Source organism: Sporomusaceae bacterium ACPt (genome assembly GCA_041428575.1).
In the GTDB taxonomy this organism is placed as follows: Bacteria; Bacillota; Negativicutes; order Sporomusales; family Sporomusaceae; genus Sporomusa_D; species Sporomusa_D carbonis.
Map to the genome: position 1 here is coordinate 2,890,113 of CP155570.1, position 13,819 is coordinate 2,903,931.

Here is a 13,819-nt window from a genome sequence, read left to right on the forward strand (position 1 = left end):
TTTCAGCGCATTATCGCGTAGCTGCTATAAGCATTATTCTCCGCCAAAGGAAAACACTCCTGCCCCCACAGTCAAATATTAACAAAGCGGTATTTTTGTAATCAAACAAAAAACAGCGGTTTAGAGCGCCGCTTGTCCGGGATGCCCCCGGCGGGTCCGGCGCAAGAACCCTCCGGCTGCCGCCCGCAAATCTTCAGGCATGATCACCCCGTCCAACAGTTCTTGATCAAGCAGCCTCTGGACGTCCGCTCCTGCTTTGGGTAAATTGCCGTAATCACCTTTCTCCGACACCGGCACCGCCTGTTCACGGGCCATTCGCTCTATTGTTTCCGCACCGTAGACACCAACAGCCGCGTCAGGAAAAGCCAAAAACAATTCGGTATCAAATCCCGGTCCGGCCATCGCATACAAGCCGCCGGTGAAAGCCTTGCGCGTCACGACACACATTTTTTTGACTGTAGTCCGGGCCAGGACAGCGAACAACTCTGCTCCGGCTTTAACAATGCCGCTCCGTTCAGCATCAACGCCAATCATAAGACCGGGAACATCTGCCAGAAACAACAGGGGAATGCCATAGGCATCGCATAACGAAACAAACCGGCTTATTTTCCGGCAGGTCGCGGCAAACAGAATTCCTCCGTTGCAGGCGGAATTGTTGGCGACAATCCCCACAGCAAGGCCCTCCACCCTCGCCAAACCGGTGATCACTTCGCCGGCGAAGCTTTCTTTCAGTTCCAGCAAAGACCCGGCGTCGATAAAACTGTCGATAAGCCCGCGCATGTTAAACGGCCTGTTCTTGGCCACTGTAACTCCCCTTCCCGGAACCATGCCGGCGGGCGGGTACGCCGTTCCTTCCGGCACATAACCTCCGGCCCGGGAGGGAAAATAAGAAAGATACCGGCGGGCCCAAGCGATAGCCTCTTCTTCCCGGTTGACAACCTTATCAACCGTTCCCGATACTTCACTGTGAACGGCGGCTCCGCCCAGATCGTCAAAAGCAACTTCTTCTCCCACCATCTCCCGGACCACATCCGGACGCCCCATGCACAGACCGGCTTGTCCTGTCATTACCGCCGCATCGCTCAGCGCGACAGGAAAAGCCTGAGCGGAAGCCACTCTGCCCAAAAGCAGGGAAACAACCGGCACGACTGCTGACAGTCTGGCCTGCAAGCAATATACCCGCCCCATGCCGCGCCGGTCAGTCAACAAACGGAAGTAGTCGCCGCTGAGCGGCGTGCCGCCTCTCCCTCCGGACAGAGCAGGAGTATCATGGAAAAAAACTAATGGGTATTGATCTTTGGCCACCTGCTCTAAAAATGCCACTATTTTCTGCACAGTATCAAAAACGGCATCAGGCTGGAAGGGCGCCGACTGAAACGCCAGCACAAAAACCGGCCTGCCGTGTATCCGGCCGGTGCCGGCTACAGCCATGGCTCCGGTTTCCGGGCTGATTTCGAAAAAACTGTTGTCGTCCACTAATTGCGCAATACGTTGTCTTGTTATGTCCATTACTCGCATCTCCCTTTCTAAGCGACTATTTACAAAGCGCATCTGCATTCTTGTAAACGAATTCCAAGCCGGCCGCCGCCGGCTGCCGCGGATCATGGCACCGGACGTAATCCGCCAAATCACGGCCCAGATCGGACGCCACTTCCAGTTTGGCGTAATCAATATAGGTATTGTTTAAATGCTGCAATACCAGCCAGTTAAACCCTTTTGATCCCGGCAAAACCCCGGCGAAGAAATACCCTTGTTTTTCATATTCCGCGCATAGCCGAGGAGTCCCCGGATCTGCAAGGTTTAGGTACAGATACACCGTCTCCGTTTGATCACCGCGATAAAAAACGTTCTCCATTCCGGCCGTTCCGGCCGCTGTTCCGGCACCACTTTGTATAAAAAAAACATGAACCGCCCCATAAGAATCGGCAGACGAACGGAAAGCTCCTTCCGTCGCTGGCAACTCTACAGGAACGGTTTGAATGGACACCCCCAGCCCCAAGCCTTGATAAATTCGCTCAACCATCTGGTAATGATGCTGCGGGACATATAGTGTTAAGTCTTCGTCAAGTCGGAAAAAGCGAAACGAGTACAGGATATTTTCCCGCTGGCGCCCGCCGGAGCGCAAACGGCGAAAATTCATGCACGGCAGCCGGCTGAGACACAGGGCCGTATCACTAAAATCCAGTCTATGCACCGCTTTCTGGGAATAAGGATGAGAACATACCGAACCGACAAATGCCCCTGCCAGCCCTCTGTCTTTCGCCTCGTCTACCAAGACCTTAGCAAACTTGTTAAGCAGACCGCCGCCGCGGTGTTCCGGTAATACAAACGCATTGCCCATTTCGGCTACCGTAGGATTGCCGCTGTCAAGTTCCAGTGCGGCATGACCGATCAACTCGTTATTATGGTCAACAGCCACATAGGAGACAATTTTTCCCTCCCGGTTCAACTCCTGTACCCGGGCAGGGTCATACATATTTCTGTTTGGATAGGAATAACCGTAACAGCGGTGCACGCAACGGCATACATCGGCCGCCTCCTCCGGCCGCATCGGCCGGACCAGTGCTGCCGGCGCGAACGTTCCAGTTTTCCCGGCAATATTCGCGCCCAATCTCAAATCAACCTGTTCTTGAGCAGCATTCATTTACTTCGCCTCCTGTCAATAAAAATAAAAAAGGACATAACTCCGCCCCGCGAGAGTTATGCCATCCGGCCCTAATGAATATATTACATTAGCTGCTGCGACCAATCTGTATACACGGACGGTCATACTCCCCCATGAAAAAACGGACGAAGTGAACTCATCCAGCAAAAGCCGGACATCAAAACGTCGGCAGGAACTCCACTCCCGCCAAAACAGTGGACTCTCATTCACACCCCCCCACATACCAGACAGAACATCCCCATTACTGCATTAGGCATTAATCATTCAAGAACGTTCACCGCCTGATTATTCTACCTCTTTGATTGATACCATAAAAATATATTTTTTCTCCGTTATTTCAACTATTTCCTTGTAATAAATTACTTTTTTACCAAAATAAGTAATATTAGTTATTGGTGGCGGTAATCTCACCCAACCAAAGCCACAAACAAAAAAGGGCTACCGACTGGTAACCCAAAAACTTATACTTTCTTATCTTACAAAAGACCCGCGAATTTCGCGGGTTTTTTTGTAAGATAGAGTTTGCCTAAAAACCTCTTCCTGTAGCGGAACAAAGCATACTTAATGGCGAAGTATATAGTATATTACAGCTTATTATCTGATGCTGAAAAGGTTATTGCTAGTGCTTATCATAGTATGTCTCTTATTTCTTGTTATTGCCACCTTTGCTGGCCATATACTGGCGGGACGGGTAATTGTCCCGATTAAAAACTCTTTTTTCCGACAACGGGAGTTCGTTGCTGACGCATCTCATGAACTTTGCACCCCTCTCAGTGTTATGTTGACTTCTGTTGATGCCATTCGCACAGATGACGAAAATAAGTTTTCGCCATTCTCCGAGCAGGTTCTTGATGATATGAAGGTGAAATCAAGAAGATGACCAAAATTGTCTCCGATTTATTGACCCTGGCAAGAGCTGATGCCAGCGTGACTACTATTGTTAAAGAAAAGTTTGATATCAACGTGGTTGCCGAGAAGGTCATCCGTTCATTTCAGCCGGTAGCCACTGAAAAAGGCATCAAACTTGAGTTTGCCGGTACAGACAATCTTTTTATTCAGCTGATATGGTATTCCGGCGATGAGGATAAGTGCGTCACGCAAGAAGATAAGCTTTGACAAGCAGGACCTTTAGAACGCGAATCTAGGGTAGTTGCCTGCGATAACTCTTTTTTGTGTCAGATGGCTTGCCGAATAATAGTGTACCAAGGAGGATAATCTGTTGCGATCTAGTAATTAAAGATATAGATTATTGTCGAAAATACAATTATTACAGACGCGCAACAGAAACCTTTGGATTAAGTACCCATTGTGCAAGGTATTGAGAAAGAGGGGGCGACTGTGTGAAGGAGTCTAGGAATGTTGAAACTGACAAGTGTCAGTTGAGCAAAGAAACGTTATTAAAGATTTTAGATAACTCGCATGATGCGATTTTCGCTACAGATGGTAAAGGTGTAACCATTTATGCCAATAAAGCTTGTGAGAAGTATTACGGAATTAAGCCAAAAGATGTAATCGGCAAAGACTCCTGGCAATTCATGGAGAAAGTTGGATGTTATCCGCCTACTGCCCCGATTACACTTCGTAGTACCGATCAACATACTTTGGAACAAACAACGCGAACTGGAGCCAAAATGTTGGTAACGAATACTCCCATCTATGACGCAGACGGAAACATTGAACTATTGGTGCAGAACTGCCGGGATGTGCAAGAACTGGAAGATACGAAGCGGGATTTAGAGCAAACCAAGGAATTGTTGGCGCGAATACAAGACGAGGTTGTGGTATTAAGAAAGAAAGAATTGCGCAATGTTAAGCTTATGGCTAATAGCCGACAGATGAAAGACTTGATGCAATTAGTGGAAAAAGTGGCGCCGACAGATGTTAATATTTTAATTCTGGGTGAGACAGGGACGGGGAAGAGTGCTCTTGCTAAGAATATCCATAGGATTAGCTCGCGCAAAGATGGGCCGTTTATTAGCATTAATTGTGCGGCCATTCCTGAAGAACTGATTGAGTCAGAACTGTTTGGCTATACGGGAGGGGCTTTTACCGGTGCGCTGCAAAAGGGCAAGAAAGGCCTTATTGAACTGGCTAATGGGGGGACTTTATTTCTGGATGAAATAGCGGAATTGCCGCTGCGCCTACAGGGAAAGATTTTGGAAGTTATTCAAGAGCGACGCTTTATACCTATCGGCAGTTGTCAGGTGAAAGAAGCCGATTGCCGGATTATTTCCGCTACCAACAGAAACATTAAACAGATGATAGATCTCGGAACTTTCCGTGAAGATTTATACTATCGGCTGAATGTTATTGAAATGGAATTAAGGCCGTTAAGAGAACGGCCTGATGATACTATGGCGCTTATCTATTACTTTTTAAATCAATTTAACAAAAAGTATAAAAAAAAACATAGCATATCGCCTGAGTGCCGGGACATTTTGCTGGCTTATTCATGGCCGGGAAATATCCGGGAACTTGAAAACATGATCGAACGGCTTGTTGTGGTTGTTGAGGATTCGGTTATCAATGTTTGTCATTTGCCAAAAGTTTTTTCCGAGGCATTTTCCAAGAGACTACAGATCAGCGAAGAAGATGAACCGCAAACAAGCGGACTGGATATGGCCGTCACTCAGTTGGAGCGTAAAATGATTGTGGAGGCATTTCGCAAATATGGCAGTTCACGTAAGGTTGCACATGCATTGAATATCAGTCAGAGCAGAGCGCACCGGCTGATTGAGAAATATTGCCATAACAATGATACTATATAAATTGAATTAAACATTTTGGATAAAATTACCGATATTCTTATAAAGACATTTATAGAATTGAGGCAAATCATGAGAACGAGAGCATCGCAAGAAGAATTAAATGAAATTAAAAATGCCATGAATACAGAGAAAAGAGCAAGAATTTTTAAGAGATATCAAGCACTATATTTGTTTCTTTCCGGTAAGACGTGCAAAGAAGTAGCTTCGATTGTAGGCATAACCGCCAATACAGTATGTAATCTGCACAAAATATATCAGAAAGAAGGACTGGAAGGAATTCCTGACAAACCGATATCCGGAAGACCGCCAAGATTTACCAGCGAACAACGAGTCGCATTAAAACAAGTGATTATTAACAAAGTTCCTTCGGAGGTTGGATTTGCCGCAGAGTTTAATTGGACAGCTGGTTTAATTGGTAAGTACATCAAGCGTGAATATGGCTATGACTATTCGATTCGCGGAATTACCGGAATGCTGGAGCGCATGGGACTTTCCTATACCCGTCCAACTTATGTGCTTGCACAAGCAGACAAGCAGAAACAAGAGCAGTTTGTAAAAGATTTTGAGCAAGTAAAAAAACTCCTGAATGATGAAATCCAACAAATCCTTTTCGTTGATGAGTCCATGATTCGAGACTATCAAGCGATTCATCAAACTTGGTTTGAAAAAGGCAAACAGCGAATCATCAAGACTTTCGGCAAGCATCAAGGTGTTAAACTGGTTGGCTATCTGAACTATGAAACTGGAGAAGTTTACTGCGAAGAACATGAATCTTATGATGCAGAAGTATTTCTTGGTTTCCTGAAAAATGTATTGTTAAGAAATCCAAATGGCAAAACTGTCCTGATTCTGGATAATGCACGAAATCATCATGCAAAGCTTCATCAGCCATTTTTAGAAGAGCACCAAGAGCAACTCACGCTAATGTTTCTGCCACCATATAGCCCGAACTTAAATTTAATCGAAGGCCTATGGAAATGGCTGAAAGAAAAAGTCATTTACAATGTATTTTATAAAACGGTTCCTGAAATCAGGGAAAATGTAGAGGCATTTCTGGCTGCTATTAGTATTGAGCCAGAAAATCTGGGGAGTTGGGAGTGTATCATTAACTGTGTAAATGGAATAAACATCCAAGATTTTGGGGACACTAATATTGCTTTTACTCATGCGCAGGATAGGGCGACGCAGAGGTGCGACCCGAGCGGCATATGAGGTTTAGCGAGGCGGCGATGCTCATGTGAGAGTGTCGCTTTTCCTTATCTTTGCCTCGGAAAACCCAAAGCGATAAACCTCGGGGTTCGGGGCAGAGCCCCGATAGGGTTTATGAGACCTTCCGCGCTTGCAGTCTGTCCTCGAAGAAGATCATCAACTGCCCTATTATAATTCCCCAATCGCGAATCGGCATACTCCACTTTTTGGAAATTTCTTGTATCGACAGGAACACCGATTTTTTGACCGCGTCGTCGGTGGGATAAACCGTCTTTGTCTTGGTATATTTGCGCAGCATCCGATGAAAACCTTCCACTGCGTTGGTGGTGTAAATCAGTGTCCGGACCTCCTGCGGGTACTTGAAATAGGTGGACAGCTCCGTCCAGTTCGCCTCCCAGGACTTTACAATCTGTGGGTATTTCTTGCCCCATTTCTCACGAAATTCCTCCAGACGATACTCCGCGTCGTCTTGTGTCGGCGCTGCATAGACTAATTTCAAATCCGCCATAACCGGCTTGATATCCTTGTAGGGTACATACTTTGTGGAGTTGCGGATTTGATGAATCACGCACAGTTGCTGCTCGGTTTTGGGGAACACCGTCTCAATGGCGGTGGAAAAGCCGGAAAGGTTGTCACGGCAGGCAATCAAAATATCTTCCACACCCCGATTTTTCAACTCGTTGCAGATCGTCGTCCAAAAACTGGCGCTCTCGTTTTCCGACAGCCACATGCCGAGGATTTCCTTGCGGCCGTCCAGATTGATACCTAAAACCGAGTATAGGCATTTGTTTACAACCCGGCTGTCCTTGCGGACTTTGAACACAATTCCGTCTAGAAACACAATGGGATACACCGGGTCAAGCGGGCGGCTCTGCCATTCCATAACGGCTGGCATAATCTTGTCCGTGATGCGGCTGATTAGGCTGGCGGAGGCTTCTACGCCGTAGATGTCGCGCAGATGATCTTCAATGTCGCGATTGGACATGCCTTTAGCGTACATCGCCAGAATCCTGGCTTCAATATCGTCGGTGCGTGTCTGCCGTTTTTCGATAATTCGCGGCTCAAAGGTGCCGTTTCGGTCGCGGGGGACGCTGATTTCACTTTCGCCCCACTCGCTTTTTATTGTTTTTTTGCCGTAACCGTTACGGCTGTTGCCGCTGTTATTGCCTAAAACACTGTTCTTCTCATAGCCGAGGTGTTCATCCATTTCGGCTTCTAGCATCTTTTCCAGCGCACCGGCAAACAGATTCTTGAGCTTCGCCGTTAGTTCGGCGGGAGTGGTGCACTCCTCACTGAGCAGTGCTACAAGCTGTATTTCTTTTTCGTTTAACTGTGTCATGGGTCCATCTCCTTTTATTCTTTATATTGGAGATTATTCCCATTTACACGGTTTAAAATACAGCCTCGGACATGGTTTTAAACCACTTAGCGTTGCTTTTTGAAGGCCGTTATGCGATCTGATCGCCCCGCGAAATAAGATTTCCCAGATAGGCCATCGGCATTCACGCTGTCGCGTGCATACCTCCGTCCTATCCGGGAAAAACAGTCGCTAAGGGCCAATGAATAACCCTGCTTTCGCAGGAAAGCCATCTATTTCTTGCTATGAGGAATTTCCAATTTACACAAAATTCGCTGCACACCTGATGTTGCCCTTATCCAAGCGAAAATTGTGCTTTTTATCAGACAAAAAATGACGCAGGCAAATCTGCGTCATTTGGTTTGAATCAGCGGGAGCAGAGTGCCGTAACTGATGATCAATACAGTATCCACGATCCGCCTCCTCTGGATCATTGTCATAAATGTATTACATTTGCGACAGAGATTTAATGTATTCAGCGTCAAACCCTTTATCCACCAAATATTCGATCAATTGCTGCTGTATTTCTTGAGGAAGCTCAGGCTGTTGATATGTTGCCAACATCTTATCTTTCCTATTTCTTATTTTTTCAAGAAGCTGTTCTGAGGGATCACCGATTACAGTTCCCCTGAGACTAATCTCAGGTATAAACGGTTCCTTCCGGCAATGCCGCATGGTATGGTCGGTAGTGAGGAATTGTCCGGCAATACCAACCTCATTGATGACATCCACCGCCAGCGTATCGTGATTTACCTTAACGCCCGCAAGATAACGCTTGGCCATTTTGATTATTTCCAAGTCCACAATAAATTTCTCATACGACATGGAGGCATAGCCGTCCATGATGCCAGAGCTCTGGAAGATAAGATTCATTCCTGCCCGCTGGGTGACTAAATAGGTCAGCATACTCTCATAGCCAGCCTGCACCGACAGCGACTTGGCATCTGTCAGCGAGCCGCCGCCGCGGCAAGGCAGTCCATAGGCTTTTGCCAGGCGGGCCGCGTATTCGTAACACAACGCCCCTTCCGGAGAACCAATGGCAATACTGCCTGTCTTCATATCTGAGGTGGTGGTCTGCGAGCCGTAAACAACGGGAGTTCCTTCTCTCAGCATTTGGGAAACCGCAATACCTGCCAATACTTCTGCATTAGTCAAAGCAATTGTCCCCGCCAGTGTAACTGGCGCAGTGGTTCCCGCCATTGAACAGGCCGCGATAATGACTGGCTGCGAATGTTTAACAAATACCATCATGGTTTCCAGCATATTCTTATCAAACTGCAGCGGGGTATTTGTATTTACAATGGTTATCGCCCGGGGTTTTTGTATCAGTTCTTCCTTGCCAAACACAATACCCAGCATATCCATTACGCCCTGCACTTCTTCTCTCGGACCAGTACCTGTAATAATCCCTTTATCGGAAAGCAGAATGGTGGCGTACAACATCATGGAGATACCGTGTTTTCCGCTCATATCTGCCGGCTGAACCACGAAACCTCCATTCATTTTATAGATGTCGCTTTGATGATACAACTTGAGAAAATTAACATAGTCAGACATCATTGCCGGATGCTTTGAACCGTCACTGTCTGAAATAGCAGGCGATCCACTGCCCGGGCAGCATTCAACGTTATCCCCGCCAACCACAATATCATATTGGGGGTTACGGGCATAAAGCGTAAAGACAGACGGCGCTTTACTCACCCACTCAGCAATTTGCTCCCTTGTAAAAAAAGCCGTTTGTCCAAATACCGTTATCCCCTTCTGTTGCAATAATTCAATGATTTCCGGGTGATGAAATTTCATGCCGGTTTTCTCCAGAATTTGCATAGAAGCTTCATGAATCTGCCTTACATCTTCATCCATATGCTCAAGCTTCATTTGTGTGCTCCCCCTTTTTCTTTTTATAAAATATATTTTTTATAGTATATATTGGAGTTTTTGCCTAACTGTTGTTTATTAAATCCGGAACTTCGCAACATTTTCCCGCAGTTCGAGCGCAAGCTGAGTAAGTGATTGGCTGGAATAAGCGATTTCTTGCATGGATGCCGACTGTTCTTGGGTTGCCGCCGACACCGTCTGGGCTTCGCCCGCCGCTTGCTTGCTCAAATTCTCAATTTGTTTGACCGATCTGACAATCTGCTGGCTGCCATGGGCCATTTCCTCAATCGCTGTGGATATATGCTTGACTTGGTCGGATACTTGATTTACTAACGTTGTGATTTCTTTAAAAGCTTGACCGGCGGTATTAATAATTTCGGTTCCCATCTGAACCTCCCGGGCACTGTCATTCATTACGTCCACCACTCGCACTGTGTCTCCCTGAATTTGACCAATCATTGCGCCAATTTTATGGGCAGCCTCTTGCGACTGTTCGGCCAGCTTACGAACTTCTTCGGCAACAACAGCGAAGCCGCGCCCTTGTTCACCAGCACGCGCCGCTTCAATGGCTGCATTCAAAGCAAGTAAATTTGTCTGTCCTGCAATACCGGAAATAGTATCTACTATCTGTCCGATCTCCTCAGACTGATCACTTAGCTTAGTAACCGCTTCTGCAACTGCCTGGACTGCTTGTGCAATCGCAGTCATTTGGCTAATAGCGGTTTCCACCGTCTTACCGCCGTCAGCCGCCTTATCAACTGCATGCACGGAATTACCAGCTGCTTCATTGGCATTGCCGGCCACTTGCTGAATACTGACTGACATATGTTCTACTATTTTAAAGGTATCATCGACTGCAGCCAGCTGCGTCTCCATTTCCTTTGCCACATCAGCAACTGAACTGGCAACCTGGTTCACAGCCTGAGCCGACTGATCAGCGCTGGCCGTAAGCTGCTGAGACGAGGCCGCCAGTTGTTCTGCCGTACTTGCGGTTTTTCCAATCATTCCCCGCAGATTTTGGACCATCTGGGCAATGCTATTTTCAAGAATGCCAACTTCATCTTTCGTACCCCGTTGTTGCACAGTGGCAAGCAAATCGCCGTCAGCCACTTGTTGCGCCACCGCCGCTAATGCTACCAGCGGCCGGGTAATAGAACGACCCATTACTACGGCTACAATGAGTCCCACAATAAAACAAATTATAGCTACAATTAGCAAGGTATTGCTGATTTCTTTATAGCTTGCTGCCACTTCGTCAGCAGGTATAATAGAAATCAATCGCCAATTTGTTTCCGGTGATGTAAAGATGTTGGCAAGATAATCTGCGCCGTCGATACTAATATCCGCAATACCGGAATTCATTTGGGCCAGTGTACTAAATGCCGGAATATCAGCGATTTTTTTAGAATTGTTTTCCGGTTGTTTGGGATCCGCTAGAATAGTTCCTTCATTATCCGTCAAAATGACGTACCCTTTTTCACCAATCCTGATATCTCCTATTATCTTTGTCAAACCCTCCAGGCTTACATCAAGCCCCTGAACACCAATAACTTCTCCTGTGGCATTGGTAATCGTTTTGGTTGTGCTTATGTAATACTTTTGATTGAAACTATAAGGATTACTTCTAGCCACCTTACCGCTATTGTCCATTGCACTTTTGTAATAAGGCCGGCTAACCGGGTCATAGTTAGCGGGAATTTCCGCCACAGGCCATTGAATATATCCCTTAGCAGTAGTGGCCATATAGACATAAGCAAATTCGGGATGAGTTTGGGCAAAATGTTCATAGAGATTATAAATATCCTGCTCAACACCTGGGGTTTGCAAAGGCTTATTTACGGTAGGCTTTTCTTTATCCAAATATGACCGTATTGATGTATCAGCCTTTGTGACAGCAGGATGAGTCGCTAAATAATTACAATTCTTACTTACTGCCTCAAAGAATGTATTAATCGTATTATTAACCTGTATCATTTCTTTTGTCGTAGACGTAATAAAATCCTCTTTCGTTTTGCTCTCTGTAAAATTCATAACAATAAAGCTGATTATTACAATAGGTATAAGGAGTAACAATAAAAAAATTACAATCAGTTTACTTTGCATACTTGAAAAATTAATACGACCCCTCACCATATAAGATGGACACCTCTTTTCACCAAGAAGAGCCTCTTGTATTTTGCGGAAGCTTTAAGCTTGTTAAGTTTTTCTGCCGGCATACCATAATGGTAACCGATTATCATGGTAATTTACTCTTTCCTGTTCCTGGCCTTTTTTTTCTAAGATAGGGAATGGCTACTTTCACTCTGGTCATTTGTATTCCTCCATTTTTAGAGTATTTTGCACATATGATTGGATAAAGACCTTGGGGGGACAACGTCCCCCCTCAAGGCTGTTGTCTTTTGTCATTCTGGACAGGCGCTTTTTTATGCGAAATTAACCTACTTTATCTGGTGTGCTTGCCTCACCAAGCGTTAATGTTTTCGTTTCCGGCGCCCAGGCAATAGAGACAATGGTGCCGACTACCAGCGTGCCGGTAAGCCAGAGAAGTGTATAATTCATCCCCAAATTAGCAATACTCATCGGCAGCAAAAAGGTTCCCACTGCTGCCCCCAGCCGGCTGGCAGCGGTAGCCAGCCCCACGCCGGAAGAACGGACATCTGTAGGAAAGCTTTCCGCCGGAAAAACCCCTACCAAATTGGATACGGCTGACATAACTAAAGTAAAGGCGGCAAAAGTGACAACCATCAGCATTTTAGCAGTAGCTGGCAGCAGGCCTAAAGCAAGCAGGGTAATCGATAAAAAGATGAAAGAATTGATGAGAAATCCACGACGTGTAAATTTTATTGTCCACCAAATACCTAACAGAGCACCAAGTATCAACAAGGCATTTAACAGCATGTTGGTGGTAAAATTTTCAGCTAAGCCCATTATTTTTAGAATATCTGGAAGAAATGTGTAAATGGCGAAGTAAGGAATTACCAAACACATGAAAAAGATACAGTTAAACAGTGTACGAGTGATTAGTCTTCTGCTGAACAAGTCACTGAATTTACCCGTTTTTTGTTCAGGCTGTTCGTCGTCAAGCACTACATTTTCTCCCAAATACTTCTTAACCATTGCCATTGCTTCTTCGGTACGTCCCTGTCTTAATAACCATCTGGGTGATTCAGGACTTCCAAGTCTGTAAAGAAGGACAAACAGCGCAAGAGGAAATGCCGACACAAGCAGCCAACGCCATGAATTTTCCAGTGTAGTGTGTAAATACATCCCCAAAAAGCTTGCCAACACATAGCCAAATGTCCAAATAACACTGAACGATCCCAATATGGCTCCGCGATGCTTGCGCGGTAAAAATTCGGCCAACATGGTATGGCCAACGCTATAGTCCCCGCCAAGCCCAATGCCGATGATAATCCTCAAAATAAATAGTTGTTCAGGGGTTTGCACAAAAAACTGCAGTGCAGTGGCGACAGCAATTAGCACAAAATTGAACATAAATATTTTTTTACGCCCATAGTAATCGGAAACCCAGCCAAGAATCAAACTTCCCAAAAACAGGCCAATTAAGGCAGAACTTCCTATAAGTCCCTGCCAAAAAGGCGAAAGTCCCATTTGGGGAGTAATAGCAGTAAGTGCTATGCCAATAACGCCCAGGGAAAAACCATCGGTAAAGTGAGCGGCAAATGTAATGCCAGTCATTTTTATATGAAATTTATTTAATGGTACATCGTCAAACTTGATTATATTGCTTGCATTCATTAAATAACCTCCTCGCATATTTTTCAGGGAAAATATATTGCCTTGGGCTACGATGGGCGGCCATATAATGCACTTTTTTTTGAACGACAATATTAGAGGCGGGTGGCATTGTCATTTTATTCAGAATATTTTGGGCACAATTTGCCGATTTGAGTAAGCACACTTCAACACATTAGGTAATGC

9 protein-coding genes and 1 pseudogene are annotated in these 13,819 nt (G+C 45.7%); 4 read left to right on the plus strand and 6 right to left on the minus strand.

Annotation, left to right across the window (positions count from 1 at the left end):
• Positions 1-120: 120 nt before the first annotated feature.
• Positions 121-1,509: a carboxyl transferase domain-containing protein gene (locus tag SCACP_RS15050; RefSeq protein ID WP_425058304.1), complete on the minus strand. Its 1,389-nt coding sequence runs from the start codon at positions 1,507-1,509 to the stop codon at positions 121-123.
• Positions 1,510-1,534: 25 nt separating this feature from the next.
• Complete coding sequence (locus SCACP_RS15055) at positions 1,535-2,644, minus strand: GNAT family N-acetyltransferase (RefSeq protein ID WP_425058305.1); 1,110 nt, start codon at positions 2,642-2,644, stop codon at positions 1,535-1,537.
• A gap of 622 nt (positions 2,645-3,266) precedes the next feature.
• Between SCACP_RS15055 and SCACP_RS15060 the strand changes: the two genes are divergently transcribed.
• The 4 genes and pseudogenes from SCACP_RS15060 to SCACP_RS15075 all read left to right on the plus strand — a co-directional run.
• Positions 3,267-3,545, plus strand: a complete 279-nt coding sequence (locus SCACP_RS15060; RefSeq protein ID WP_425058306.1) for a histidine kinase dimerization/phospho-acceptor domain-containing protein — start codon at positions 3,267-3,269, stop codon at positions 3,543-3,545.
• On the plus strand, positions 3,542-3,781 hold the full coding sequence (locus tag SCACP_RS15065) for a hypothetical protein (protein WP_425058307.1): 240 nt from the start codon (positions 3,542-3,544) through the stop codon (positions 3,779-3,781). Before SCACP_RS15060 ends, SCACP_RS15065 begins: the two co-directional genes overlap by 4 nt.
• A gap of 224 nt (positions 3,782-4,005) precedes the next feature.
• Positions 4,006-5,433, plus strand: coding sequence for a sigma-54 interaction domain-containing protein (locus tag SCACP_RS15070; RefSeq protein WP_425058308.1), 1,428 nt, complete (start codon positions 4,006-4,008; stop codon positions 5,431-5,433).
• Positions 5,434-5,502: 69 nt separating this feature from the next.
• Positions 5,503-6,537: pseudogene (locus SCACP_RS15075) on the plus strand (IS630 family transposase); the annotation flags it as partial.
• 217 nt (positions 6,538-6,754) lie between these two features.
• On the opposite strand, the gene SCACP_RS15080 reads toward SCACP_RS15075, so the two are convergent.
• From SCACP_RS15080 to SCACP_RS15095, 4 genes are all read right to left on the minus strand, one after another.
• A complete protein-coding gene (locus tag SCACP_RS15080; protein WP_425057712.1) occupies positions 6,755-7,981 on the minus strand; it encodes an IS256 family transposase in 1,227 nt (408 codons plus the stop codon).
• Positions 7,982-8,446: 465 nt separating this feature from the next.
• A complete protein-coding gene (locus SCACP_RS15085; RefSeq protein WP_425058309.1) occupies positions 8,447-9,877 on the minus strand; it encodes a trimethylamine methyltransferase family protein in 1,431 nt (476 codons plus the stop codon).
• A gap of 78 nt (positions 9,878-9,955) precedes the next feature.
• Positions 9,956-12,010 carry a methyl-accepting chemotaxis protein gene (locus tag SCACP_RS15090; protein WP_425058310.1) on the minus strand — a complete coding sequence of 685 codons (2,055 nt, stop codon included), beginning with the start codon at positions 12,008-12,010 and terminating at the stop codon, positions 9,956-9,958.
• A gap of 300 nt (positions 12,011-12,310) precedes the next feature.
• Positions 12,311-13,636, minus strand: coding sequence for an MFS transporter (locus tag SCACP_RS15095; protein WP_425058311.1), 1,326 nt, complete (start codon positions 13,634-13,636; stop codon positions 12,311-12,313).
• Positions 13,637-13,819: the final 183 nt, after the last annotated feature.